22 protein-coding genes are annotated in these 22,657 nt (G+C 70.5%); 6 read left to right on the forward strand and 16 right to left on the reverse strand.

The window, feature by feature from the left end:
- Positions 1-18: 18 nt before the first annotated feature.
- Positions 19-1,023 carry a porphobilinogen synthase gene (gene hemB / locus A6A29_RS31955; protein WP_198953424.1) on the forward strand — a complete coding sequence of 335 codons (1,005 nt, stop codon included), beginning with the start codon at positions 19-21 and terminating at the stop codon, positions 1,021-1,023.
- A 159-nt stretch (positions 1,024-1,182) separates the two neighbouring features.
- Here hemB and A6A29_RS31960 read toward each other — a convergent pair whose 3' ends face one another.
- From A6A29_RS31960 to A6A29_RS31970, 3 genes are all read right to left on the reverse strand, one after another.
- A complete protein-coding gene (locus A6A29_RS31960; RefSeq protein ID WP_073725546.1) occupies positions 1,183-3,144 on the reverse strand; it encodes a transglycosylase domain-containing protein in 1,962 nt (653 codons plus the stop codon).
- Positions 3,145-3,277: 133 nt separating this feature from the next.
- Complete coding sequence (locus A6A29_RS31965) at positions 3,278-3,724, reverse strand: hypothetical protein (protein WP_073725547.1); 447 nt, start codon at positions 3,722-3,724, stop codon at positions 3,278-3,280.
- A gap of 106 nt (positions 3,725-3,830) precedes the next feature.
- Positions 3,831-4,616: a DUF4253 domain-containing protein gene (locus A6A29_RS31970; RefSeq protein ID WP_073725553.1), complete on the reverse strand. Its 786-nt coding sequence runs from the start codon at positions 4,614-4,616 to the stop codon at positions 3,831-3,833.
- Between the two features lie 142 nt (positions 4,617-4,758).
- Between A6A29_RS31970 and A6A29_RS31975 the strand changes: the two genes are divergently transcribed.
- A complete protein-coding gene (locus A6A29_RS31975) occupies positions 4,759-5,325 on the forward strand; it encodes a dihydrofolate reductase family protein (protein WP_073725555.1) in 567 nt (188 codons plus the stop codon).
- A 38-nt stretch (positions 5,326-5,363) separates the two neighbouring features.
- Here the strand turns inward: A6A29_RS31975 and A6A29_RS31980 are convergent, their stop codons facing one another.
- From A6A29_RS31980 to A6A29_RS32005, 6 genes are all read right to left on the reverse strand, one after another.
- The gene (locus tag A6A29_RS31980) at positions 5,364-5,666 is read right to left on the reverse strand and encodes a DUF397 domain-containing protein (protein WP_079183110.1); all 303 of its coding nucleotides are present in this window, start codon (positions 5,664-5,666) and stop codon (positions 5,364-5,366) included.
- A complete protein-coding gene (locus tag A6A29_RS31985) occupies positions 5,663-6,448 on the reverse strand; it encodes a helix-turn-helix domain-containing protein (protein ID WP_073725558.1) in 786 nt (261 codons plus the stop codon). Before A6A29_RS31985 ends, A6A29_RS31980 begins: the two co-directional genes overlap by 4 nt.
- A gap of 240 nt (positions 6,449-6,688) precedes the next feature.
- The gene (locus A6A29_RS31990) at positions 6,689-6,931 is read right to left on the reverse strand and encodes a DUF397 domain-containing protein (RefSeq protein ID WP_073725560.1); all 243 of its coding nucleotides are present in this window, start codon (positions 6,929-6,931) and stop codon (positions 6,689-6,691) included.
- A gap of 149 nt (positions 6,932-7,080) precedes the next feature.
- Positions 7,081-7,878 (reverse strand): HEAT repeat domain-containing protein, encoded by a 798-nt coding sequence (locus A6A29_RS31995; protein WP_198953425.1) that lies wholly within the window; start codon positions 7,876-7,878, stop codon positions 7,081-7,083.
- Positions 7,879-7,888: 10 nt separating this feature from the next.
- Positions 7,889-8,389, reverse strand: a complete 501-nt coding sequence (locus A6A29_RS32000) for a hypothetical protein (RefSeq protein ID WP_073725561.1) — start codon at positions 8,387-8,389, stop codon at positions 7,889-7,891.
- Positions 8,390-8,506: 117 nt separating this feature from the next.
- Positions 8,507-9,229, reverse strand: a complete 723-nt coding sequence (locus tag A6A29_RS32005) for a DUF4232 domain-containing protein (protein WP_073725562.1) — start codon at positions 9,227-9,229, stop codon at positions 8,507-8,509.
- A gap of 341 nt (positions 9,230-9,570) precedes the next feature.
- Here A6A29_RS32005 and A6A29_RS32010 point away from each other — a divergent pair, with 341 nt between their 5' ends.
- Positions 9,571-10,992 carry a helix-turn-helix domain-containing protein gene (locus tag A6A29_RS32010; RefSeq protein ID WP_073725563.1) on the forward strand — a complete coding sequence of 474 codons (1,422 nt, stop codon included), beginning with the start codon at positions 9,571-9,573 and terminating at the stop codon, positions 10,990-10,992.
- Positions 10,993-11,102: 110 nt separating this feature from the next.
- Here the strand turns inward: A6A29_RS32010 and argS are convergent, their stop codons facing one another.
- Positions 11,103-12,887 carry an arginine--tRNA ligase gene (gene argS, locus A6A29_RS32015; protein ID WP_073725565.1) on the reverse strand — a complete coding sequence of 595 codons (1,785 nt, stop codon included), beginning with the start codon at positions 12,885-12,887 and terminating at the stop codon, positions 11,103-11,105.
- Between the two features lie 135 nt (positions 12,888-13,022).
- Between argS and lysS the strand changes: the two genes are divergently transcribed.
- A complete protein-coding gene (gene lysS / locus A6A29_RS32020; protein ID WP_198953478.1) occupies positions 13,023-14,813 on the forward strand; it encodes a lysine--tRNA ligase in 1,791 nt (596 codons plus the stop codon).
- Between the two features lie 117 nt (positions 14,814-14,930).
- On the opposite strand, the gene A6A29_RS32025 is transcribed toward lysS, so the two are convergent.
- The 3 genes from A6A29_RS32025 to A6A29_RS32035 form a co-directional block, all read right to left on the reverse strand.
- Positions 14,931-16,364 (reverse strand): DUF2637 domain-containing protein, encoded by a 1,434-nt coding sequence (locus A6A29_RS32025; protein WP_073725567.1) that lies wholly within the window; start codon positions 16,362-16,364, stop codon positions 14,931-14,933.
- Positions 16,365-16,581: 217 nt separating this feature from the next.
- Positions 16,582-17,433 (reverse strand): DUF3558 domain-containing protein, encoded by an 852-nt coding sequence (locus A6A29_RS32030; RefSeq protein ID WP_073725569.1) that lies wholly within the window; start codon positions 17,431-17,433, stop codon positions 16,582-16,584.
- A gap of 181 nt (positions 17,434-17,614) precedes the next feature.
- Complete coding sequence (locus A6A29_RS32035; RefSeq protein ID WP_073725571.1) at positions 17,615-18,430, reverse strand: hypothetical protein; 816 nt, start codon at positions 18,428-18,430, stop codon at positions 17,615-17,617.
- Between the two features lie 173 nt (positions 18,431-18,603).
- Between A6A29_RS32035 and A6A29_RS32040 the strand changes: the two genes are divergently transcribed.
- Positions 18,604-19,797: an RtcB family protein gene (locus tag A6A29_RS32040; protein WP_073725573.1), complete on the forward strand. Its 1,194-nt coding sequence runs from the start codon at positions 18,604-18,606 to the stop codon at positions 19,795-19,797.
- A 68-nt stretch (positions 19,798-19,865) separates the two neighbouring features.
- Here A6A29_RS32040 and A6A29_RS32045 read toward each other — a convergent pair whose 3' ends face one another.
- Positions 19,866-20,624, reverse strand: coding sequence for an SDR family NAD(P)-dependent oxidoreductase (locus tag A6A29_RS32045; protein WP_073726470.1), 759 nt, complete (start codon positions 20,622-20,624; stop codon positions 19,866-19,868).
- Between the two features lie 107 nt (positions 20,625-20,731).
- Positions 20,732-21,067, reverse strand: coding sequence for a YnfA family protein (locus A6A29_RS32050; RefSeq protein WP_073725575.1), 336 nt, complete (start codon positions 21,065-21,067; stop codon positions 20,732-20,734).
- Between the two features lie 195 nt (positions 21,068-21,262).
- Between A6A29_RS32050 and A6A29_RS32055 the strand changes: the two genes are divergently transcribed.
- On the forward strand, positions 21,263-21,778 hold the full coding sequence (locus tag A6A29_RS32055) for a hypothetical protein (RefSeq protein WP_107468371.1): 516 nt from the start codon (positions 21,263-21,265) through the stop codon (positions 21,776-21,778).
- A 21-nt stretch (positions 21,779-21,799) separates the two neighbouring features.
- On the opposite strand, the gene A6A29_RS32060 is transcribed toward A6A29_RS32055, so the two are convergent.
- Complete coding sequence (locus tag A6A29_RS32060) at positions 21,800-22,534, reverse strand: Mut7-C RNAse domain-containing protein (protein ID WP_073725577.1); 735 nt, start codon at positions 22,532-22,534, stop codon at positions 21,800-21,802.
- Positions 22,535-22,657: the final 123 nt, after the last annotated feature.

The following is a 22,657-nucleotide window of genomic DNA, read 5'->3' on the forward strand; positions in this document are numbered from 1 at the left end:
CGGGTCTATGGTCGAAGGATGACTGTGTACGGAAACTTCCCCGGCTCCCGCCCCCGGCGGCTGCGGACGACCCCGGCGATGCGGCGGATGGTCGCCGAGACACGGCTCGACCCGGCGAATCTGATCCTCCCCGCGTTCGTCCGCGAGGGCATCGGCGCCCCGGTCGCCATCTCGGCCATGCCCGGAGTGGTGCAGCACACCCTGGACACCCTGCGGAAGGCCGCCGTCGAGGCGGTGTCGGCCGGGGTCTCCGGGATCATGCTCTTCGGTGTCCCGGAGGACGCGAAGAAGGACGCCCGGGGCACGGCGGGCACGGACCCGGAGGGCATCCTCCAGCTCGGTCTGCGCGCCGTGCGGCAGGAGGTCGGTGACGATCTCGTCGTCATGTCCGACCTCTGCCTGGACGAGTACACCGACCACGGCCACTGCGGGGTCCTGACCGCCGACGGCCGGGTCGACAACGACGCCACCCTGGAGCGGTACGCCGAGATGGCCCAGGTCCAGGCCGACGCGGGCGCCCATGTGGTGGGCCCCAGCGGCATGATGGACGGCCAGGTCGGGGTCGTCCGCGACGCGCTGGACCAGACGGGCCACGAGGACGTCTCGATCCTCGCGTACACCGCGAAGTACTCCTCCGCCTTCTACGGCCCCTTCCGCGAGGCCGTCGGCTCCTCGCTCAAGGGCGACCGCAAGACGTACCAGCAGGACCCGGCGAACGCCCGCGAGTCCCTGCGGGAGCTGGCGCTCGACCTCGACGAGGGCGCCGACATGGTCATGGTCAAGCCGGCCGGACCGTATCTGGACATCCTCGCCAAGGTCGCCGAAGCGGTGGACGTGCCGGTCGCCGCGTACCAGATCAGCGGTGAGTACGCGATGATCGAGGCGGCGGCGGAGAAGGGCTGGATCGACCGGGACGCGGCCATTCTGGAGAGCCTGACGGGCATCCGGCGGGCCGGGGCGCAGATGATCCTGACGTACTGGGCGACCGAGGTCGCCCAGCGGCTGGGGCGCGGCGGCTCCTGACGGCCGGCCCTCGGCGGGTGCGCCGCTGAGGGCTGTCCCTCGGCGTTCGCATCGCTGAGAGCGGAGGGCCGAGGGATCCCCCGCCCGGCGGGTGCGCCGCTGAGGGATCCCCCGCCCGGCGGGTGCGCCGCTGAGGGATCCCCCGCCCGGCGGGTGCGCCTACTTTCCTGTGGCGTAGGCGCTCCAGATCCGGAGCGGGAAGACATTGCCGCGGTCCGATTCATCCCCGCCCACGCCCTGCATTCCCAGCAGTTGGGGGGTGCCGGGCTTGTTGCGGAACATCGTGACGGCGGTGGTCAGCCCCTTGGTGTGGCCGATGAACCAGGCCGACCTCATCCGGTCGCCCTCACCGGTCGCGCCCGCCGCGAGGCCGTCGAGCGCCTGGGACCTGATGAACGGTTCGAGCTGATTCTCCCGTGCCAGCTTCGTCCAAGCCACCGTCCCCAGGACGTTGTTCACGTTGTTCGCCACCGCGGCGTCCATCGCGCGCCGCAGCTCGGGCTTGGCGAAGCCCTCGACCTCCTCGCCGTCGCGGGTCACCCGGGTCACCGAGTAGGGATCCGCGCGCATGCCCTCGTTGCTGAAGGCGGTGTACGCGTCCGCCATCCTGACCGCGCTCGGTGTGGACGTGCCGAGGGGGAAGGACTTGTCCAGGCGGGCCAGGCTCCCCTCGTGGAGTCCGGCCGCGACCGCCATCTCCTTCACCTTCTTCAGCCCGATGTGCTTGCCGAGCTGGACGAAGGTGGCGTTGGCCGACGTGATCAGGGCCTCGCTCAGGGTCGTCGGCGCCGTGACCTTCACCGAGTCGGGCTCGGCCCCCGGCGGATAGGTGGGCACCGCGAGCGGGCCGCCCCTCACCAGGTTCCCCTCACTGTCGTAGCCGCTCTCCAGGGTGATCCCGTCGCCGTGCTGAAGGGCCGCGGCCAGCACGAAGGGCTTGAAGGCCGAGCCGACGGGGACGCCCGCGGTGTCGGCGTTGTTGGCGAAGCGGGTGGTCGCGTCGGCCCCGCCGTACACCGCGACCACGGCCCCGTCCTCGGGCCGCACGGATGCGGCGCCGACCTCGACGTACTTGTCCTCGGGGCGCTTCTTGGGGTCGAGGTCGCGCTCGCGCACGCTCCGCACGGCCCGCTCCAACTGCTGCGTCCTGTCCTTCTCGAAGGTGGTGTGCACCCGGTAGCCGCCCCGGGCGAGGTCCTTGTCGGTGAGACCCGAGCTCTTCTTGATGTACTTGTTGGCGATATCGACGAGGTAGCCGGTCTGGCCGCCGAGGCTGGTCGGCTTGGCGGCCGTGCGCGGCTCGGGGAACTCCCGGTACTTGGCCCGTTCGGCCTTCGTCATCCTGCCGGTCTCCACCTGCCGGTCGAGGATCCACTTCCAGCGGCCGACGGCGCGTTCGTGGTTGCCCTTGCTGATCGCCGGGTCGTACTGCTCCGCCCCCTTGAGCAGGGCCGCGAGCAGCGCCGCCTGGCTGGGGTCGAGGTCCTTCGCGGGGATTCCGTAGTACGCCTGCGCCGCCGCCTGGACGCCGTTGGCGCCACGGCCGAACCAGCTGGTGTTCAGATACCCCTGGAGGATCTCCTGCTTGGTCTGCTTGTTGTTCAGCTTCAGCGAGATGAAGAACTCCTTCAACTTCCGGGTGGCCGTCTGCTCCTGGGTCAGATAGGTGTTCTTCACGTACTGCTGGGTGATGGTGGAGCCGCCCTGGGTCTCACCGCCCTTGACCACGCTGACGACCGCGCGGGCGAGCCCCGTCACCGATACCCCCGGGTCGTCGTAGAAGGTCTCGTTCTCGGCGGCGATGACCGCGTCCTCCACCGAACCCGGTATGTCGGCGAGCGTCACGTTCTGCCGGTTGACCGTGCCCACGCTCACCAACTGGCTGCCGTCCGCCCAGTAGTAGACGGAGCCCTGCCGGCGCGCCTCCGCGTTCTCGTCCGGGATGTCGACGGACGCGTACACCACGGCGAAGAGCCCGGTCAGCGCACTGCATCCGAGCAGGACCCCGCTCAGCACGTGCCGCCACGAAGGGACCCAGCGGCGCCAGTTGGTTCTCCCCCGGCGGGGGTAGTCGATCAGGCGTCCGCGGTGGCGGTTCGGGCGGTTGGGGCGTCGGACCATGCTCCAGCTCCTCGTTCACCGTCCGCAGCGGTGGCGCGGACTTGTGAGAGGAGATGTTCCGGATAGCGATCAGGTTGTCTCGGGGCTCCCAACCTGCACAAGTGGCACGAGCGGCGTCGAGCCGCGGGTGCGGTCAGGCCTTGCGCGCCGCTTCGAGGACGGACCTCGCGCCGACCTGGACGAGGGGGTCCTCGTCCGCCCGCGCGGCGGCGGTCAGGGCCTCGGTGACCGCCGGGTCCAAGGCATAGGGGCCGAGCGCCAGCACCGCGTACTGGCGCACCAGGTCCTCCTCCGGGTCGTTGAGCGCCGCCAGCAGGGCCCGGCCGGCGCGGTGGGCGAGACCGGGGTCGGCCGGGGGCCACAGGCGCAGGAGCGTGGCGCATTCGACGCGGGCGAGGTCGTACTCGCCCGCGTCGGCGACCACCGAGACGAGGAACGGCTGCGCGGCGACGTTGGCGTCCAGTTCGGCGACGATCGCGCGCTTGCGGTCGCTGTCGGCGGGCAGGGCACGGTACTCCGCGATGAGGCGTCGCGCGGTGTCCGCGTCGTCCGCGTCGGCCGTGCGCTCCGGGTGGGTCATGGCCGCTGTGCTTTCTGTCGGGCCGGAGGTGGAGGGGGCTGCGAGGCGTGGTGACGGTTCAGGAACGTACGGGGAGTGCTGCCGACACCCCCCGTACGCCGGTGGGTCAGTCCCACCAGAAGGACCACGCCTCCTGGTTGAGCAGCGACTTCTCCGCGTAGACGGCCAGGTCGTCCGACGGGCCCTGGTCGATGTTGTCCGGGCAGAACGCGTAGTGCTCCTCGGCCAGTGCCCGTGCCTCCTCCGGGGTCGTGGGCGGCCGTCCGACCGAGACGACCAGGGTGTCGAACCCCAGCTCCACGACCCGGATGTCGAACCGGTCCTCCCAGGAGCGGAGCACCGCGCAGAGCCTGGCCACGTCGTTCTCGTGGTTCATCGGGCCGGTCCAGCCGATCGACGCCGGTATGTCGGCGCTGCGGCGGGCCGGGACGAGGGCGATCCGCGGTCCGGACTCCCCGCCGCGCACGTCGATGATCTGGCCCGCGATCTCGGTGGCCAGCGTGTCCGGGCCGTCCAGCCCGTCGGCCTCCGGGCGTGGGGCCAGGACCAGATGTTCGGGTTCGTCCTCGAACTCCTCGGTGTTGTACGACCGGTAGTCGTTGAGGACCTCTTCGGCATCGTGGTCACCGGGATACGACGTCCCGTCCGGGTCGAGGTCCCACTCCTCGGGCCACTGGTCCCGCCTGCCGCCGTCGATCAGCACCGGCAGCAGCCCCAGCGGCTTCCCGGCGGCGCGCATCGCCGACCAGGTGCGGGGAGTGGCGGGGTCGTTCGCGTACCAGAGGAGCGGTTCGTCCCAGGTGCCGTCCATGGTGTTGTCCACCAGGGAGCCGGGCGGGAGGTCCAGACCGGAGGTGGCCAGCGACGGCAGGGGGTTCGGAAGCGATGCCATGAGCGTGACTCTAAGCGGCACCACTGACAGTGCGACGGCGAGCGCGACGGCGCGGCTGCGGGTGCTGGGGGCGCCTCGGGCGTAACGTCGGCGGCCGTTCCCGGGAGGGCGTACTCCTGGATACGGAAACGGCGAGTACCCCATGAACAAGATCGTCTTGATGATGTCCGTGTCCCTCGACGGCTTCTTCGAAGGTCCGGAGCGGGACATCGCATGGCACCTCGTCGACGAGGAGCTGCACCAGCACTTCAACGACGAACTCCGCACGGTGGGCGCGTTCCTGGACGGCCGGGTCAGCTACGAGCTGATGGCCGGGTTCTGGCCGACCGCCGACGCCGACCCGGAGAGCTCCCCGCAGATGGCCGAATTCGCCGGGATCTGGCGGGACATGCCGAAGTACGTGTACTCCCGCACCCTGAAGCGGGCCGACTGGGGCACGACCGTGGTGCGCGAGATCGATGCCGCTCAGATCGAGGACCTACGGGCGCGGGCGGACGGGGACCTCGCACTCGGCGGCGCGAACCTCGCGGCGGGCTTCCGCCGTCTTGGCCTGATCGACGAGTACCGGATCTACGTCCACCCGGTGCTGCTCGGGCGCGGCAGGCCGCTGTTCGCGCCTTCGGACACACGGGAGGACCTGCGCCTGGCGGGGACCCGGACCTTCGGCAACGGTGTGGTGCAGCTGCGTTACGAGACGGTCCGGGCGTGAGGGGTGCGGCATGTGCGGTGTGCGGTGCGTGAGGTGGTTCAGGCCGTTCCGGCGAACGCGGCGAAGGCGGACCACGCGTCCGGCGCGACGGTGAACGTCGGGCCGTCGGGGTTCTTGGAGTCCCGGATGTGGACGGCGGCGGGGTGGGCGGCGACCTCGACGCACTGCCCGCCCTCGTCGCTACTGTGGCTCGACTTCTGCCAGTCGTAGGCGACTTCGAGGCAGGCGCCGCCCTCGTCAGCGCTGTAGCTCGACTTCTTCCATTGGTAGGCGACTTCGAGGCACTGCCCGCCTTCGCTGCCGCTGTAGCTCGACTTGAACCAGTCCAATGCGGTGTTCATTGCTCTCCCAGATAACGGTCCAGCAGGCGCAGGGTCTCTTCGGGGCTGAGGCCCTGAGCTCGCAGCATCGCATACTTCTGGGTGAGGATGCTGACCTCATTCGGGTCGGAGACCAGCTGGCTGCCGCGCTGGGTTTCGGAGTACGCGGCGTGCTGATGGTCCGGGGTTTCCAGCAGAGTGAAGGGGCCGTCGAGACCCGCGTGCGTGCTGCTGCTGAAGGGCAGCACCTGGAGGCAAACACCGGGGAGTTGGGCGCAGGCGCGCAGATGACGCAGCTGTTCCCGGTGCTCGTCGTCGGGGAGGATCTTCAGCATCAGGACCGCTTCCCAGATCACCATGCTGATCGTCGGCGGCACGTCCCGCTTGAGGATCTCCTGCCTCTTTACTCGCGTCGCGGTCTGGGTCTCGATCTCCTGCGCGCTGAAGACCGGGACCCTGTTGCGGAAGACCGCCTCCGCGTACGCCTCCGTCTGGAGGAGCCCCGGGATGACCTGGTTGTCGTACCAGGACAGCGCCAGCGCCTCCTGTTCCATGTCGATGTACTGCTCGGCCCACGCCGGGATCAGGTCGATCTCCGGCATGTTCTCCACAGACGTCTCCAGGGCGCCCTTCGTGCCGAGCAGGACGTCGATGCGGCGGGCGAGATCGGGCAGCAGAGCGCGTCTGCCCTGCTCGATGGAGGCGATGGTCTCCACCTGTACGCCTACGGAGGCCGCCAGTTGAGGTTGGGTCAGGCCGGCCGTCACGCGGAACAGTCCGACGAGCTTGCCCACGAGCTTCATGGCCGACGCGTTCTTGCGCTGTCGCTTCCCGGGTTGCATATGGTTCGAACTCCCACCGACGTGCCTACGTCACGCACGCACGACCCGTACAAATGATTTGTACGGGTCCGGGGCAGGCTTCCTGGTCCGGCGCGGCGAACTCGTCCCCGGCGTCCGGGCACCGTCAACGGCCGTTCCAGGTGCCTGCGGGCCCGCTGCTCGGCTACGCGGACATTCCGGGTGTGCGGTGCGTGCGGTGGTTCAGGCCGTTCCGGCGAACGCGGCGAAGGCGGACCACGCGTTGGGCGTGACGGTGAAGGTCGGGCCTTCGGGGTTCTTGGAGTCCCGGACGTGGACGGCGGCGGGGTGGGCGGCGACCTCGACGCACGCGCCCCCCTCGCTTCCGCTGAAGCTCGACTTCTTCCAGTCGTAGGCGACTTCGAGGCATTCGCCGCCGTCGCTGCCGCTGTAGCTCGACTTGAACCACTCGTGTGCCGTGCTCATGACTCTCCTAGCAGCCGGTCCAACAGGTGCTTCGGTCCATGGCTTTCAGGGCCTGTTCCGCAGCATCGCATACCCGCTGTTCCAGGACGCTGATCTCGTCCTGGCCGAACGCGGCACGTGCGTGGCTCTCCACAGGGGCTTCGTCCGCGTCAGGCGTCCCGGTCCGGCGTGGCGTCTTCGACCGCCTCGCGGACGTCCGCGTCCGGGTCGGCCGACAGGTGGTGGAGAAGGTCCGCGACGCCCGGCGTCGACCAGTGGGCGACCGCGTCCACCAGGGCCACCCGGACCGTGGGGGCGGGGTGGTCGGCCAGGTGGGTCAGCTGGTCCAGTGGGCCGCGTCGGCGCATCCGGAACCAGTAGAGCGCATCCGTGAGTTGGGCGGGGTCTCCGGGGTCGCCCGCCGCGGCGATCCGGCGCAGGAGCACCGCTGCGGCGGGGGCAGGGCCGTCCAGGGGGTGCGGGCGGCGCCGGCGCAGGCGTTGTGAGCCGTACTCGCCGCGTACCCGGCAGCCGAAGCAGGTGCAGGGGGGCCTGCCGTGCGCGTCGGGGAGGTAGCGCCAGCCGGTGACCTGCTTGACCGGGCGCAGCCGGTGCACCTCGCGTCCGGTGACCGGACGGGGGACGAACACCTCCCAGCCGCGCGGGTCCTCCAGGGCGGCCGTGCGGCGGACCGCCTCGGCGGCGGTGGTGGTCGCGGGGTCCCGGTGGTAGCGGCCCAGGGTGACGGGTTCGTCGTCCGGCAGGCGGATGTGGACGGCGACGAGAGGGCCTTGCCCGCCGTGCCGGGCCAGTTCGCGCAGCCACTGGTGGGTGAGGGTGTACGAGGGGAGGACGGGGAAGCAGTAGAGGCCCCGTGATCCGGTGCGGCCGTGGCTGATGGCCCGTATTCCGGAGCGGCGGATGCGCGCCGCGTTCGCCGAGGGTGTCAGGTGCACGAACATCGCCATGCCGCCGATGCTAAGCCGTGTCCGCGACGGCGTCGCCGGGATTCTCGTCGGGGGCCTTGCCCGGGGCCTGGGCGTCCCGGCTCCTGCGGTAGCTCACCCAACTGGCGCCCAGGGCGCCGGCTCCGGCGCAGAAGAGGGCGACCGTGATCCAGAGTTTCGTGTGGAGCGGTGAGGTGGACTCGTACGCCCAGCCGGGGCCCGCGAAGATCGTGTCGTCCTCGGTCACTCTTCCGCCGGTGATCTTCCCGGACTCCGTGTGGCCGTCGGCGAACGCCCACCTCCCGTAGCAGTAGGAGGGGCCTGATTGTCCGGCGCCGCCCTCGACGCACCGTGTGACGCTCCGGACGGTGGCGGACTCGCCGGTGATGAGTTTCCGGGCGCCGTCCCCGGCCCACAGGACCATGAGGAGCGGAATGACGGAGACCAGGAGGAGTGGGCCGACGATCGCGCCCCAGGTCCTCACACGGGACTGCCAGGGGGGCCGGGCGTGCTGTTCGGTCGTCCCGCGCATGACCCACCACGCCCCTTCCCCCGTGCCGATCCCCGGTCCCGGTCATCGGCCCCCTCCCCGATGGTACGAGCTACTGCTCTTCGGGGAGGGCGGGTCGGTGTCCCGGCGGGGTGCGGTTTACCAGCTGAGGGCGTCGGACATCTCGCGCTGCCAGTAGGTGACCTTCAGGGTGCTGTCCACGTACACGCTCTTGCTCAGCGGGACGACGGCCGCGGGGCCGGTGCTGTCGGAGACGCCGCCCCGGCCCGCGAAGCCGACGGACAGGTCCTTGGTCGAGTAGCCGCCGGTGCCGCTGCCGTCGGCGGAGGACGTCGTGACACCGGCGTATCCGGACTCACCCGGGGCGAGGGTGACCACGGCCTGCGGCTGGCTGTCCTCGTAGACCGGCGGGACGGACTGGGCCTCGCCGAAGCGCAGTGCGGGGTAGTAGTGCGCGTCGCAGTTCTTGCTGCCGGTGTTGGTGACCGTGAGCAGCATGTGGTTGACGGGGCGGCTCACGGGGGTGAGCGTGAGCTTGGTGTTCGAGGCGTTGCACGTCGTGCGGCCCGAGCTGGAGCTCTTGGCCGGGGTCTTGGTGTCCGGGGTCTTGATGTCCGGGCCCTTGGCGTCGGGGGCGTTGGTGCTGCTCGTTCCGTCGATGGTTTCCGTGTCGCCGCTGCTGTCCTTGGCGTCGTCCTTCGCGGAGGGCTTCTGGTCCGCCTGGGCTCCGGTGGAGGCCGCCGGAGGCGTGGAGCCGGTGGCTCCCGCCGCGCTGTCCTCGCCATTGCAGGCGGTGAGCGAGAGGGCGGCCAGGAGGGCGGTCGCGGCGAGGGCGGTCGTGCGGATGCGGTTGCTGCGCATGGTGTTTCTCCCCGTGGAGTGGTGCGTGGTGAGGTGGTGTGAAGGCTGACCTGACAGGTCAGTGATGGCGGATCAGGAGGGTCACGACCGTCGTGGCCGCGATCACCACACAGATCGCCAGGACATCGATGGGCTCGATGCGGAAACGAAATGACACGGCTGCTTCCCGGTGAGTGCTGGGCTGCCCTGCGGTGTGTCCACAGCTTGCGGGGCGAACGATTCCGGCCGCAACGCCGCGCAGCCCATTGGGAATGCTGGAACGCCTGCGCGTACGGTGACCTGGGCAGATTCCACGTGCCTGGAACGGTGTTCCGGGACGCATCAGGAGGGGGAACGCCGTAGTGGCGACGCCGGAGGCCGTGGAGTTCGCGGCTCTGCTGAGAGAACTGAAGGACCGTTCGGGGCGCAGCTATGGGGTTCTCGCCGGAAGACTCCACGTCAGCACGTCCACGCTCCACCGGTACTGCAACGGGGACGCCGTGCCGAACGAGTACGCGCCGGTCGAGCGGCTGGCGCGGCTCTGCGGGGCCACGGGCGACGAGTTGGTGGCGCTGCACCGGCGGTGGATCGTGGCCGATGAGGCGCGGCGGCGGGGCGCGGGGAAGCCGGAGGCGGGGGCGATGCCTGCGCCGGTGCCTCCGGCGGAGGCAGTGGTTCCGGTGGCCCCGGTGGCGCGTCCGGTGGAGCCGGTGGCCGTGCCGGAGCCGCCGTCACAGCCGGAGGCCGTATCGCCGGCCGACGTACCTGCCGACGAACCGGCCGACGTACCTGCCGACGAACCCGCCGACGTACTTGCCGGGGGGCGTGCGGACTCGGCCGACCCGGCCCGTCGGGGGCGGTTCGCCTCGCGGCGGCTGCGCGTCCTGCTGGCGGCGACCGCCGTCGTCGCGCTCGCCGTCTCCGGTGCGCTCATCGCCAATAGCCTCGCGGGCTCACCGGCGGACGACGCGCGCAACGGCTCCGGCACCTCCGAAGGCCACGTTCCTCTCGTGCCCGGTGCCGACAAGAGCGACCTTGCGACGACCGGCACACCGACGCCCTCGGGGACACCCTCCAAGGACGGTTCCAAGGCCACGCCTTCCACGTCGGCAACGGGTTCCGCGCCTCCGAAGTCCGCTTCGCCCAAGGCGCCGGCCGCCGGTGGTGTACCCGTGACCGCCACCATCAGCTCGTACAACTACGAGGCGCCCTGCGGGCAGTACTACCTCCTCGACCAGAAGCCCGACGACGTACCGCCGCCGCCCGCACCGCAGGACACCCGGGGCTGGGCGAAGGCGCTCGGCGGGGTCGACGGCGGCGACATGATGCTCGAACTCACCCTCCAGGGAAACTCGAAGGAAGCGGTCGTCCTTCAGGGGCTGCACGTACGGGTGCTGGCCCGCAACGCACCGCTGCCCTGGTCGGCGTACTCGATGGGTGAGGGGTGCGGGAGTGGCATCACACCGCAGAGCTTCGACATCGACCTGGACGACGGCCGGCCCCGCTCGAAGCCGGTCGCCGGGAAGCAGGGCGACACCGTCGTACCCGCGACGGACTTCCCCTACCGGGTCAGCTCCACCGACGTCGAGGTGTTCAACCTTGACGCGCACGTGGAGGGGCACGACGTGACCTGGTACCTGGAGCTGGAGTGGAGCAGCGGGGGCCGGAGCGGGACACTGCGCATCGACGACCACGGCAAGCCGTTCCGTACGAGCAGCATCAAGGCCCGGCCCGAGTACATCTACTGGCACGACAGGGCGCAGTGGGCGGACCGCGGCTACTGACGCCTCGTCGCGGCTTCCGACAGCCGAACGCGGACGGCGCGGCACACAGGGTGTGTGCCGCGCCGTCCGCGTAACGGATTCGCCGGGTGCTCAGTGGCGCCCAGAGGTGCTCAGAGGCGCTCGGGCGTCCGGATGCCGAGGAGCTTCATGCCCTGGTGCAGCGTGCGGGCGGTCAGCTCGACCAGGAACAGCCGGTTCTCGACGACCTCCGGCGCGTTGTCTTCGCTGAGCACCTGGCACTGGTCGTAGAACGTCGTGAGGTGCGACGCCAGCTGGTACAGATACGCGGCCAGCTTGTGCGGCTCGTACCCGGCGGCGACCTCGGCCAGCACCTCGCCGAACTGGTCCAGGTGCAGGCCCAGCGCGCGCTCGGCGGGGGCCAGCTCCAGCTCCGGGTGCGCGACCGGCTTCGCGTCCCCGGCCTTGCGCAGGATCGACCGGATACGCGCGAACGCGTACTGGAGGTACACCGACGTGTCGCCGTGCAGCGACACCATCTGGTCCAGGTCGAACTTGTAGTCCCGCACGGCGGACGTGGACAGGTCCGCGTACTTCACCGCGCCGACGCCGACGTACCGGCCGTTCTCGACGATCTCCTCCTCGGACAGGCCCACCTTCTCGGCCTTCTCCCGGACCACCGCGGTCGCCCTGGCCACGGCCTCGTCCAGCAGGTCCTCCAGCCGGACCGTGACGCCCTCACGGGTCTTGAACGGCTTGCCGTCCTTGCCGAGGACCGTGCCGAACGCCAGCTGGTGCGCATGGACGTCCTCGTTCAGCCAGCCGGCCCGGCGGGCCGTCTCGAAGACCATCTTGAAGTGCAGGGACTGCCGGGCGTCCACGACGTACAGAAGGGTGTTCGCCTTGAGGTTCTGCACCCGGTCGCGGATCGCGGAGAGGTCGGTGGCCGCGTAGCCGTAGCCGCCGTTCGTCTTCTTGACGATGAGCGGGACCTTGTTGCCGTCCGGGCCCTTCACATCGTCGAAGAACACGCACAGGGCACCCTCGGAGCGGACGGCGACGCCCGTCTCCTCCAGGATGCGGCAGGTCTCTTCGAGCATGTCGTTGTAGCCGGACTCGCCGACGATGTCGGGGTCGCGGATCTCCATGTCGAGCTTGTTGAAGACGGAGTAGAAGTAGATCTTCGACTCGTCGACGAACCGCTGCCACATGGCCAGCGTCTCCGGATCGCCCGCCTGGAGGGCGACGACCCGGTCCCGGGAGCGCGCCTTGAACTCCTCGTCGGAGTCGAAGAGCGCCCGCGATGCCTTGTAGAGGCGGTTGAGGGAGGACATGGCGGCCTCGCCCGCGCTGCCGTCGCTGCCCTCGACGTCCTGGTGGCCCAGCTCGTCCGGGTGCTCGGTCAGATACTGGATGAGCATGCCGAACTGGGTGCCCCAGTCACCGATGTGGTGACGCCTGACGACGCTCTCGCCGGTGAACTCCAGGATCTGGACCATCGCGTCACCGATGACCGCCGACCGCAGGTGACCGACGTGCATCTCCTTGGCCACGTTCGGCTGGGCGTAGTCGATGACCGTGGTGCCGGCCGTGGGGCTGAACGGGACGCCGAGACGGCCCTCGGCGTCCGCGGCCCGTGCGGCGAGCGTCTCGACGATCGCCCGGTCGGTGAGCGTCACATTCAGGAAGCCGGGGCCGGAGACCTCGATGTCCTTGATCAGACCGGTCTCCGGGAGGGCGGCGGTGACCTGGGACGCCAGCTCGCGGGGGTTGCCCTTGAGCTTCTTGGCGAGGGCGAGGATGCCGTTGGCCTGGAAGTCGGCCCGGTCGCTTCGGCGCAGCAGCGGGTCCGCGGTGCCGGCCTCCGGCAGGGCTGCCGTCAGGGCGTCCGCCAGCTGCTGCTGGAGCGTGGAAGCGAGGGAAGTGACCGATGCCATGGCCTGGCTGCCGTTTCCGTAGGGGTACAGGGGATCACCCGAGTATCCCACGCGGCGCAAAGCCGTTTTCGCGCTGTGGGTGGTACCTGGGAGAATGGGCGGTGCCCCCCGATGGGACCTACACGAGAGAAGGACGTGCCGACCGTGGCCGAGAGTCAGAGCAGCACCGAGACCGACTGGGTCTCCCGCTTCGCGGACGATGTCATCGCCGAATCGGAGCGTCGTGCGCCTGGCAAACCGGTCGTCGTCGCCTCCGGGCTCTCCCCGTCGGGCCCGATCCACCTCGGCAACCTCCGCGAGGTCATGACCCCGCACCTGGTCGCCGACGAGATCCGCCGCCGCGGGCACACCGTGCGGCACCTGATCTCCTGGGACGACTACGACCGCTATCGCAAGGTCCCCAACGGGGTCCCCGGCGTCGACGCGTCCTGGGCCGAGCACATCGGCAAGCCGCTGACCTCGGTGCCCGCCCCGGCCGGATCGGCGTACGCCAACTGGGCCGAGCACTTCAAGGCCGCGATGACGGGCGCACTGGACGAGCTGGGTGTCGAGTACGACGGAATCAGCCAGACGGAGCAGTACACCGCCGGTACGTACCGCGAGCAGATCCTGCACGCGATGAAGCACCGCGGTGACATCGACGCCGTCCTGGACCGCTACCGGACGAAGAAGGACGGCGCGGCCGGTGCCGGTGCCGGTCCCGGTGCTGCGGGCAAGGGCGGCAAGAAGCCCCAGCAGCAGCAGAAGAAGGTCGACGAGGCCGAGCTGGAGGCCGCCGAGGGCTCCGGCGCCGCCGACGAGGACGACGGCAGCGGCAGCTCGGCGGGCTACTTCCCGTACAAGCCCTACTGCGGCAACTGCGAGAAGGACCTCACCGTCGTCACCTCGTACGACGACGACAGCACCGAGCTGAACTACACCTGCTCGGCGTGCGGCTTCGCCGAAACGGTTCGGCTGAACGAGTTCAACCGCGGCAAGCTCGTCTGGAAGGTCGACTGGCCGATGCGCTGGGCGTACGAGGGCGTGATCTTCGAGCCCAGCGGCGTGGACCACTCCTCGCCCGGCTCGTCGTTCGTCGTCGGCGGCCAGATCGTGCGCGAGGTCTTCGACGGTGTCCAGCCGATCGGCCCGATGTACGCGTTCGTCGGCATCTCCGGCATGGCGAAGATGTCCTCCAGCAAGGGCGGTGTGCCCACCCCGGCCGACGCCCTGAAGATCATGGAGGCGCCGCTGCTGCGCTGGCTGTACGCCCGCCGCAAGCCCAACCAGTCCTTCAAGATCGCCTTCGACCAGGAGATCCAGCGGCTGTACGACGAGTGGGACTCGCTGGGCCGCAAGGTCGCCGACGGCTCGGTGCTGCCCGCCGACGCCGCCGCGTACGCCCGCGCGATCGGCACGGCCGCCGGTGAGCTGCCGAGCACCCCGCGCCCCCTGCCGTACCGGACCCTCGCCTCGGTCGCCGACATCACCGCCGGTGCCGAGGACCAGACGCTGCGCATTCTCGGCGAGCTGGACCCGGAGAACCCGCTGACCTCGCTGGACGAGGCCCGCCCGCGCCTCGACCGCGCCGAGAACTGGATCACCACCCAGGTCCCGGCCGAGGCCCGCACGATCGTGCGCGACGAGCCGGACAAGGAACTGCTCGGCTCGCTGGACGAGCAGGGCCGCGAGTCGCTGCGGCTGCTCCTGGAGGGGCTGGACTCGCACTGGTCGCTGGACGGGCTGACGACGCTCGTCTACGGGGTGCCGAAGATGCTGGCCGGTCTGGAGCCGGACGCCAAGCCGACGCCCGAGCTGAAGGCGGCCCAGCGGTCGTTCTTCGCCCTGCTGTACCGGCTGCTGGTCAGCCGGGACACCGGGCCGCGACTGCCCACGCTGCTGCTGGCCGTGGGCGCGGACCGGGTGCGCAGGCTGCTGGGCGCGTAGGCGTCGCGTTTTCCGTACGGAAGGGCCGTCACTCCGGAGACCGGGGTGACGGCCCTTCCGCCGTTGGCGCGTGAGGTGCGCGGCCGTTACGCGAGGTGCGCGGCTGCGGGACGGCCCTTACGCGATGTGCTCGGCTTCCATCTCGCTGTCGAAGCGCTTCTTGAACTCCGGCATCAGCCGGCGGAGCAGGGCCTCACTGTCCGGGTGGTGCACGTTGTGCCCGTCGGTGAGGTGTATGTCCAGGATCTCCAGGCTCGGGTAGCTCTGGTTCTGGTTGGTGTACGCCGCGTAGACCTCGTACGCGATGCCCACGAACTCGGCCTCGGCCTCGGCCAGCTGGGCGGACTGCGCCGCGTCGGCTTCCTGGCCCTGCGCCTGCTGCTGCCTCTGCTCCTGCTTGTGCAGGAGCGACGGCTGGGGCTGCTGTTGCTCCTGCTGGTCCTGCTCCTGCGGCTGCTGCTCTCCGGCCGTCGGCTGCGGTTCCGCGGCGCGGGGGTGGGGGACCGCGCCGATCGTGCCCACATTGCCGAGCGGGCGGGTCCGGCCACCGGGGCCCGACGGGATCATGACCGGGGTGGGCTCCAGGCCCTCGACGTACGTCGGGTTGTACGCGCTCTCGTGCGCGTTGTCCGGGACCTGCGGGGCCGCGAACCAGGGGCTGTCGTGGGAGCCGGGGCCCTGTTGCTGCGGGTACTGCTGCTGGACCTGCTGCTGGTGTTGCGGGTGCTGCTGGGGGTGCTGCTGCTGTTGCGGGTGCGGGGCGCCGAACTGCTGCTGCTCGTAGCCCTGCTCGTGCTCCTGCTGCGGCACGTACGGCAGCTCGCCCTGGGGCTGACCGCCTTCGACCGGCGGCAGCAGGGCGGGCTCGATACCCGCGGCGGCGAGTCCGGCGGGGGCGGTCTCGGCGAGCGGAACGCCGTACTTCGCCAGGCGCAGCGGCATCAGGGACTCGATCGGGGCCTTGCGGCGCCAGTTGCGGCCGAACCGGGCCTGGAGCCTGGCCTGGTAGATCAGCCGGTCCTGTTCGAGCTTGATGACCTGCTCGTAGCTGCGCAGCTCCCACAGCTTCATCCGGCGCCACAGCTTGAACGTGGGTACGGGGGAGAGCAGCCAGCGCGTGAGGCGCACGCCCTCCATGTGCTTGTCGGCCGTGATGTCCGCGATCCGGCCCACCGCGTGGCGGGCGGCCTCGACGGAGACGACGAACAGGATCGGGATCACGGCGTGCATCCCGGTGCCGAGCGGGTCGGGCCAGGCGGCCGCACCGTTGAACGCGATCGTCGCGGCCGTCAGCAGCCAGGCCGTCTGGCGCAGCAGCGGGAACGGTATACGCATCCACGTCAGCAGCAGGTCCAGCGCGAGCAGGACGCAGATGCCGGCGTCGATGCCGATCGGGAAGACCACGGAGAAGTCCCCGAAGCCCTTCTGCTCCGCGAGCTCGCGCACGGCGGCGTACGAGCCCGCGAACCCGATCGCGGCGATGAGTACCGCACCGGCGACGACGACCCCGATGAGTATCCGGTGCGTGCGTGTCAGCTGCATCGCGGCCACCCGCGATCCCCTCCCCGATGTCGTTCTCCGCCCGGATTTAGACCTCCGGCGCGGGCACAGCCTGGCACATGCGTGCGGGTCGCGTTGCGCGGGGGAGGGGCGAAGCCCGGTCCGCGGGGGCGGGCCGGGCTTCGGAAATGTGCCTCTGGGCAGGGCCGTTCGGTCGCCCGGCGGCTTTCTTGCCGGGCCGTCGGATCGGGCCCCGGGCCCCGGGTGACTAGTGCGTGGTCTTCGCGGACGCCTTGCGGGTCGTCTTCGGGTTGGCCTTGTCGCCGGAGCCGGACTTGCCGTCGTCCTTGGCATCGGTCTTGGCCTTGGGCTTCGTCGCGGGGCTGCCGGTGGTGGAGGGAGCCTCGGAGCCGTCGTCCCCGGCGACCGCGGCGACCGCTTCCTTGGCAGCCTTCTCGGCGCCCTTCAGGATGTCCGAGGCGGAGGGGGTCTTGGCGCCCGCGTAGCCCGCACCGTTGTAGGTGAGGGTGACGACGACGTTGCCCGTACGCGCCACGACGGTCGCGTACTTGAAGTCCTCGCTCGTCTTGGTCAGACCGTAGGTGACGGCGGTGGCCTGCTCGCCGATGCCGGTGACGGGGGCCGTCGCGAGCTTCTCGGCGTCCTCGGTCGCCTGGGCCTTGGTGATCTGCTTGGCGTAGTCGTCCGTGGCGCGCTTGGCGCCGCTGCCCAGGGCCTGGTCCGAGTCGAAGCGGGTGAAGCCGACGTCGAGCCAGCGGTACTGCGAGCCCTTGACGCCGTTGTCGTCCAGACCGTTCCAGGAGCAGCTGCCGCGCGCTGTGAGGTCGCTGGACTTGCCGGCCGTGCCGCCCTTCTTCTTGGCCTTGGGCACCAGGTCCTCGATCGTTTTCTTGGCGATCGAGGTGCACGGGTCGGGCAGGGCGTCGAACTTCGCCGGCTCGACGGTCGCCTTCGACTTCTTCGCGCTCGGGGATGCGGCCGAGGAGGAGCCCGAGTCCTTCTTGCCGTCGGAGTCCGACGAGCAGCCGGCGGCTACGAGCATCACCGGAACGGCGGCGCAGGCGAGTATGCGGGACAGTCGCGGGGCTGATCGGTGCATGGTTCCTTCACTCGGATGGCACGGAGATCTCGGTCGTGCGGGCGGGCGGTCTCTCGGCGGGCGGCCGGTCGGTGGGGGTGTTGCCGAAGAGCCACGGTACGACGGACGGGGGCCGGATGCCGCCACGGTCGCGGACCCCGGCGGACCGGAATCCGCCCGCGCGGCGGCGGCCGTGACGGGTCTACTCGCTGAGCCCCTCGGCCAGCTTCCGGGCCAGTGCCTGGGCCTTCTCCTGGAGTTCCTTGCTGTCGGGCACCTCGGTGACGAGGGACGGCTGCTCGGTGTACTCGACCGTCACGATGACGTTCGATGTGCGGAATACCACGCTTACGGTGCGGTGCTGTGCGGTGGAACCTGCCTGAGTGAGCAGATCATCCAGAAACGCGGTGTCTCCGAGGTGGTCCAGGACGCGCGGCCGGAGGTCGTCGGTGTCGCTCCCGCCGCCGGACGAGGCGTCGGCGGCGGGAGCGGAGGGGGTGGTGGCGGTGCCGGACGGGGGGACCGATGCCTTGTCCTTCTTCGCCTCCTCCTCCTTGTCCTTCTTCTCGTCCTCGTGGGGCGCGGCGGCGGTCGGCAGGTCGGCCGCGTTCTCCCGCTGCGCGTACACGTCGCGGGCGCGGTCGTCGTCGCTGACGGCGGGGTCGTACGACACGACGCGCTCGAAGTCGATGACCAGGTTCCGGGACCCGTCCGGGGCCTGGGACTTCCAGGTGCAGCCGACCTTGCGATCGGTGTCATAGGTGACGGACGGGGCCCCCTGGAAGACCTTCTCCTGCTGGTCCTGCGGCAGTTCGGCGGTGCCGGGGAGCAGGTCCCTCAGTGTGCCGGGCGGCACGGCGCGGCAAGCCTCGGGCAGGGTGCGGTACTTGCCGGGGGGCGCGGCCGAGACCGTGGGGCTGCCCGGCTTGCTGCCGGCGTCCTCGGCGTCGCCGTCCGAGCCGGAACTGCAGCCGACGGCGAGCGCTGCGAGGAGCGCGACGCCGGGTACGTACGCCATGTGTCGCACGGTCCCAGGCTCCCTTCGGTACGAGAAAACAGGTTGCCGCTCGGAGGCGGCCGATGGACACAATGTGTATCGCACGCACCGCTGTGAATGCCGGTCGGCCGACTCATTTGCCGATCTTGGCACCGGTTTTGCGCTTTCCATCTTTTCGGGGGAATCGAGGGGTTATGTCGTACGTGGAGATACCGGGGGCGAAGGTTCCCATCCGGATGTGGGCCGACCCGGCTTCGGTCGAGGACGTCGCGATGCGGCAGCTGCAGAACGTGGCCACACTGCCCTGGATCAAGGGCCTCGCGGTGATGCCCGACGTCCACTTCGGCAAGGGCGCGACCGTCGGTTCGGTGATCGCGATGCACGGCGCGGTCTGCCCGGCGGCGGTGGGTGTGGACATCGGCTGCGGTATGTCCGCGGTGAAGACGTCCCTGACCGCCAACGATCTGCCGGGTGACCTCTCGCGGCTGCGCTCGAAGATCGAGCAGGCCATTCCGGTGGGCCGGGGGATGCATGGCGACATGGTGGACCCGAGCTCGCTGCACGGATTCGCGACGTCGGGGTGGGACGACTTCTGGGGGCGGTTTAATGGGGTCGCCGATGCGGTCAAATTCCGTCAGGAACGCGCCACAAAGCAGATGGGAACGCTCGGATCGGGCAACCACTTCATCGAATTCTGTCTCGACGAGACAGGTTCGGTCTGGCTGATGCTGCACTCTGGATCCCGGAACATCGGCAAGGAACTGGCCGACTTCCACATCGGCCAGGCGCAGCGGCTGCCGCACAACCAGGGCCTCGTCGACCGTGACCTGGCCGTCTTCATCGCGGACACCCCGCAGATGGCGGCGTACCGCAACGACCTCTTCTGGGCGCAGGAGTACGCGAAGTACAACCGCGCGATCATGATGAAGCTCTTCCAGGACGTCGTGCGCCGGGAGTTCAAGAAGGCGAAGGTCACCTTCGAGCCCGAGATCAGCTGCCACCACAACTACGTCAGTGCCGAACGCTACGACGGCCTCGACCTGTTGGTCACGCGCAAGGGCGCGATCCGCGCCGGAGCGGGTGAGTTCGGGATCATTCCGGGCTCCATGGGCACCGGCTCGTACATCGTGAAGGGCCTGGGGAACGAGAAGTCGTTCAACTCGGCGTCGCACGGTGCGGGGCGCCGGATGAGCCGTGGCGCGGCGAAGCGGCGCTTCTCCACGAAGGACCTGGAGGAGCAGACGCGGGGCGTGGAGTGCCGTAAGGACTCCGGTGTCGTGGACGAGATCCCGGCCGCGTACAAGCCGATCGAGCAGGTCATCGATCAGCAGCGGGACCTCGTCGAGGTCGTGGCGAAGCTCAAGCAGGTGGTGTGCGTCAAGGGCTGACGGGCCCTGTCGGTCCCGGTCATCGGGCCTCGGCCCGTGGCCCTCGGCGCCTGACCCCGCCCGTCGGGTCAGAGCGTTCGGTGGACCTTGGAGTTGGAGGCCTGGGCGCGGGGGCGGACCACCAGGAGGTCGATGTTGACGTGGCTGGGGCGGGTGATGGCCCAGGTGATCGTGTCGGCCACGTCGTCGGCGGTCAGGGGGGCGTCGACGCCCGCGTAGACCTTGGCCGCCTTCTCGGTGTCGCCGCGGAAGCGGGTGGTCGCGAACTCCTCGGTCCTGACCATGCCGGGGGCGACCTCGATGACGCGGACCGGGGTGCCGACGATCTCCAGGCGCAGGGTCTCGGCCAGGACGTGTTCGCCGTGCTTGGCCGCCACGTAGCCGCCGCCGCCCTCGTAGGTGGACAGGCCCGCGGTCGAGGTGAGGACCACGATGGTGCCGTCGCCGCTCGCGGTGAGGGCGGGGAGCAGGGCCTGGGTGACGTTCAGGGTGCCGATGACGTTCGTCTCGTACATCTGGCGCCAGTCCGCCGGGTCGCCGGACGCGATGGGGTCGGCGCCGAGCGCTCCGCCCGCGTTGTTGACGAGGACGGCGAGGCTGCCGAACGCGGTGGCGAACTCGTCCACGGCGGCGCGGTCGGTGACGTCCAGGGCGTACGCCGTCGCCTGGTGACCGGCTGCGGTGATCTCGGCCGCGAGCGCCTCGATGCGGTCCTCGCGGCGGGCGGTGAGCACGACGCGGTAGCCGGCGGCGGCCAGCTGCCGGGCGGTCGCGGCGCCGATGCCGCTGCTCGCGCCGGTGATGACGGCGATGGGGGTGGCGGCCATGGCGATCTCCTCGGACAGCTGATCGGTACGGGCCAAGGATAGGCAGGCCGGCGGGAACGGGTTCCGGCGGCCGTGCGGACGCCGGAGCGGGGCCGTCCGCGGCGGGTTCAGCGCCCGCGCGGGGCGTACATGATCAGGGCCATGCCCGCCAGGCAGACCAGCGCGCCGATGACGTCCCAGCGGTCGGGGCGGTAGCCGTCGGCGACCATGCCCCAGGCGATCGAACCGGCGACGAAGACCCCGCCGTACGCGGCGAGGATGCGGCCGAACTCGCCGTCCGGCTGGAGCGTGGCCACGAAACCGTACGCGCCCAGGGCGATGACCCCGGCGCCGATCCAGATCCAGCCCCGGTGCTCCCGTACTCCCTGCCAGACGAGCCAGGCGCCACCGATCTCGAAGAGGGCGGCGACGACGAACAGGGCGGCGGAGCGGGCGAAGAGCATGACGGCAGAATTTCATGCGGTGGTGAGTGGGGGGCGGTGCGGGCCGTGGGGGACCGCGCGAGCGGTGGGGGCGGTGCGAGCCGTGGTGACGGTGCGAGCCGTGCCCCGGCGCGCGGTGGGCTGTGCGGGTTGCTGCGGGCGCGTCGGGCCGGTCATTAAATAGGGATGATTCGCGGCGATCGGTATGTTCCGGGCATGGTAGTGACGCGTAGAGCTCTCCTGGTGCTGTCCGCAGCCGCGGCGATGATGGCGACGGCCGTGATCCCGGCGGCGGGGACGGGCGGTTCGGCCACGGCCACCCCGGTGGCCCCGCGCGTGGAGGCGGGGCTGCGGGCGGACGTCTCCCACCACGGTCACGTCTCGCTGTGGGGCGACCGGCTCGGGGTCTGGCTCCGGAGCGAGAACCGGGGTCCGGCGGATCTGGGGGATGCGACGGTACGGCTGCGCTTCTCCGAGCCGTTCTCCGCCCCGCGGGGGCTGCCGCCGGGCTGTCTGCGGGGCGGCAGCCGGGCGCTGCTGTGCGGGACGGGGGCGCTGGCCGCGGACGGCCAGGAGCGGCGGACCGCTTTCGATCTGCGGCTCGCGGGCCGGCCCGCCGAGGTGGTCGTGCGCATCGACACGGTGTGGAACGGGGGCGCGGTGGACCGCAATCCGCAGAACAACGTGCATGAGGTGCTGGCACCGTCCACCGGGGACGCGTACGTCTTCTGAGCCGGTGGCCGCAGGGTGCTCCTACGCCGCCGTTCCGCCGAACTCGCCTACCGCGTCCGCGACGATCGACTCCAGGTGGCCGTGGTGGGCGCCGCGCCAGTACACGCGTGCGCACTGCGTGCACTGGGCGAACACGTCGTACGCCTGCTGCGTGCCGTGCTCCAGCCGGGTGCTGACGGAGTCCTTGTCGGCCTCGGCCAGCGTCCCGTTGCACGCGGTGCACCGCGTCCAGGGGGCAAGGACCGGCGCGAACCTGCTCAGTACGTCGCGGAGTTGTTCCTGGGGCCGGTCGCTGTAGACGTAGGCCCCGGCCCAGATCTCCCGCCGCCGCAGCAGCCCGCGGTCCCGGGAGAGGAGGACCCGCTGTTCCCGCGCCGACAGCGTGGCCAGCGCCGCGTCGCCGATGTCCTCGTTCTCGTACGCGGTATCGATGCCCAGGAGCCGCAACCGTCGTGCGAGCGTGCCGAGATGGACGTCGAGGAGGAAGCGGAGAGGGGCGCCCGACACCTGCTGGGGGCGTTCCACGGCGCGTACCTCGATCAGTTCGCCCGCTGCCGGAACGTGCGAGGGGGATACGGGCCGGCCGTCGACGAGCAGGTGGCCGGCCTCGGTGAGCGGGATGCCGAGCGACTCCACGACATGGCCGAGCGTCGAGGCGCCGTCCGTGGTGACGGCCGTCCGGCCCTGGCGGCGTTCATGGGCGACGAAGAGCCTTAGTTCCGGTGCGACTTCGAGGGCGATCTCGGGTCCGTTCACGTCGCCAGGATGCCACTGGGGGGACGTGGGCGGCCAGGGATTTGCCGGGAGGGTGCGGGGCGCGTAGTCGGTCGGGGAGGCGGACGGTGGTGCGGGGGGCCGGTCGTTCCCGGGAAGGCCCGG

This window comes from Streptomyces sp. TSRI0281 (genome assembly GCF_001905125.1).
In the GTDB taxonomy this organism is placed as follows: domain Bacteria; phylum Actinomycetota; class Actinomycetes; order Streptomycetales; family Streptomycetaceae; genus Streptomyces.

Excerpts from the sequence above, each read along its gene's own strand:
- hemB (WP_198953424.1), top strand. The coding sequence starts at position 19 with ATGACTGTGTACGGAAACTTCCCCGGCTCCCGCCCCCGGCGGCTGCGG.
- A6A29_RS31960 (WP_073725546.1), bottom strand. The coding sequence starts at position 3,144 with ATGGTCCGACGCCCCAACCGCCCGAACCGCCACCGCGGACGCCTGATC.
- A6A29_RS31965 (WP_073725547.1), bottom strand. The coding sequence starts at position 3,724 with ATGACCCACCCGGAGCGCACGGCCGACGCGGACGACGCGGACACCGCG.
- A6A29_RS31970 (WP_073725553.1), bottom strand. The coding sequence starts at position 4,616 with ATGGCATCGCTTCCGAACCCCCTGCCGTCGCTGGCCACCTCCGGTCTG.
- A6A29_RS31975 (WP_073725555.1), top strand. The coding sequence starts at position 4,759 with ATGAACAAGATCGTCTTGATGATGTCCGTGTCCCTCGACGGCTTCTTC.
- A6A29_RS31980 (WP_079183110.1), bottom strand. The coding sequence starts at position 5,666 with ATGAACACCGCATTGGACTGGTTCAAGTCGAGCTACAGCGGCAGCGAA.
- A6A29_RS31985 (WP_073725558.1), bottom strand. The coding sequence starts at position 6,448 with ATGAAGCTCGTGGGCAAGCTCGTCGGACTGTTCCGCGTGACGGCCGGC.
- A6A29_RS31990 (WP_073725560.1), bottom strand. The coding sequence starts at position 6,931 with ATGAGCACGGCACACGAGTGGTTCAAGTCGAGCTACAGCGGCAGCGAC.
- A6A29_RS31995 (WP_198953425.1), bottom strand. The coding sequence starts at position 7,878 with ATGGCGATGTTCGTGCACCTGACACCCTCGGCGAACGCGGCGCGCATC.
- A6A29_RS32000 (WP_073725561.1), bottom strand. The coding sequence starts at position 8,389 with ATGCGCGGGACGACCGAACAGCACGCCCGGCCCCCCTGGCAGTCCCGT.
- A6A29_RS32005 (WP_073725562.1), bottom strand. The coding sequence starts at position 9,229 with ATGCGCAGCAACCGCATCCGCACGACCGCCCTCGCCGCGACCGCCCTC.
- argS (WP_073725565.1), bottom strand. The coding sequence starts at position 12,887 with ATGGCATCGGTCACTTCCCTCGCTTCCACGCTCCAGCAGCAGCTGGCG.
- A6A29_RS32030 (WP_073725569.1), bottom strand. The coding sequence starts at position 17,433 with ATGCACCGATCAGCCCCGCGACTGTCCCGCATACTCGCCTGCGCCGCC.
- A6A29_RS32035 (WP_073725571.1), bottom strand. The coding sequence starts at position 18,430 with ATGGCGTACGTACCCGGCGTCGCGCTCCTCGCAGCGCTCGCCGTCGGC.
- A6A29_RS32040 (WP_073725573.1), top strand. The coding sequence starts at position 18,604 with ATGTCGTACGTGGAGATACCGGGGGCGAAGGTTCCCATCCGGATGTGG.
- A6A29_RS32045 (WP_073726470.1), bottom strand. The coding sequence starts at position 20,624 with ATGGCCGCCACCCCCATCGCCGTCATCACCGGCGCGAGCAGCGGCATC.
- A6A29_RS32050 (WP_073725575.1), bottom strand. The coding sequence starts at position 21,067 with ATGCTCTTCGCCCGCTCCGCCGCCCTGTTCGTCGTCGCCGCCCTCTTC.
- A6A29_RS32055 (WP_107468371.1), top strand. The coding sequence starts at position 21,263 with ATGGTAGTGACGCGTAGAGCTCTCCTGGTGCTGTCCGCAGCCGCGGCG.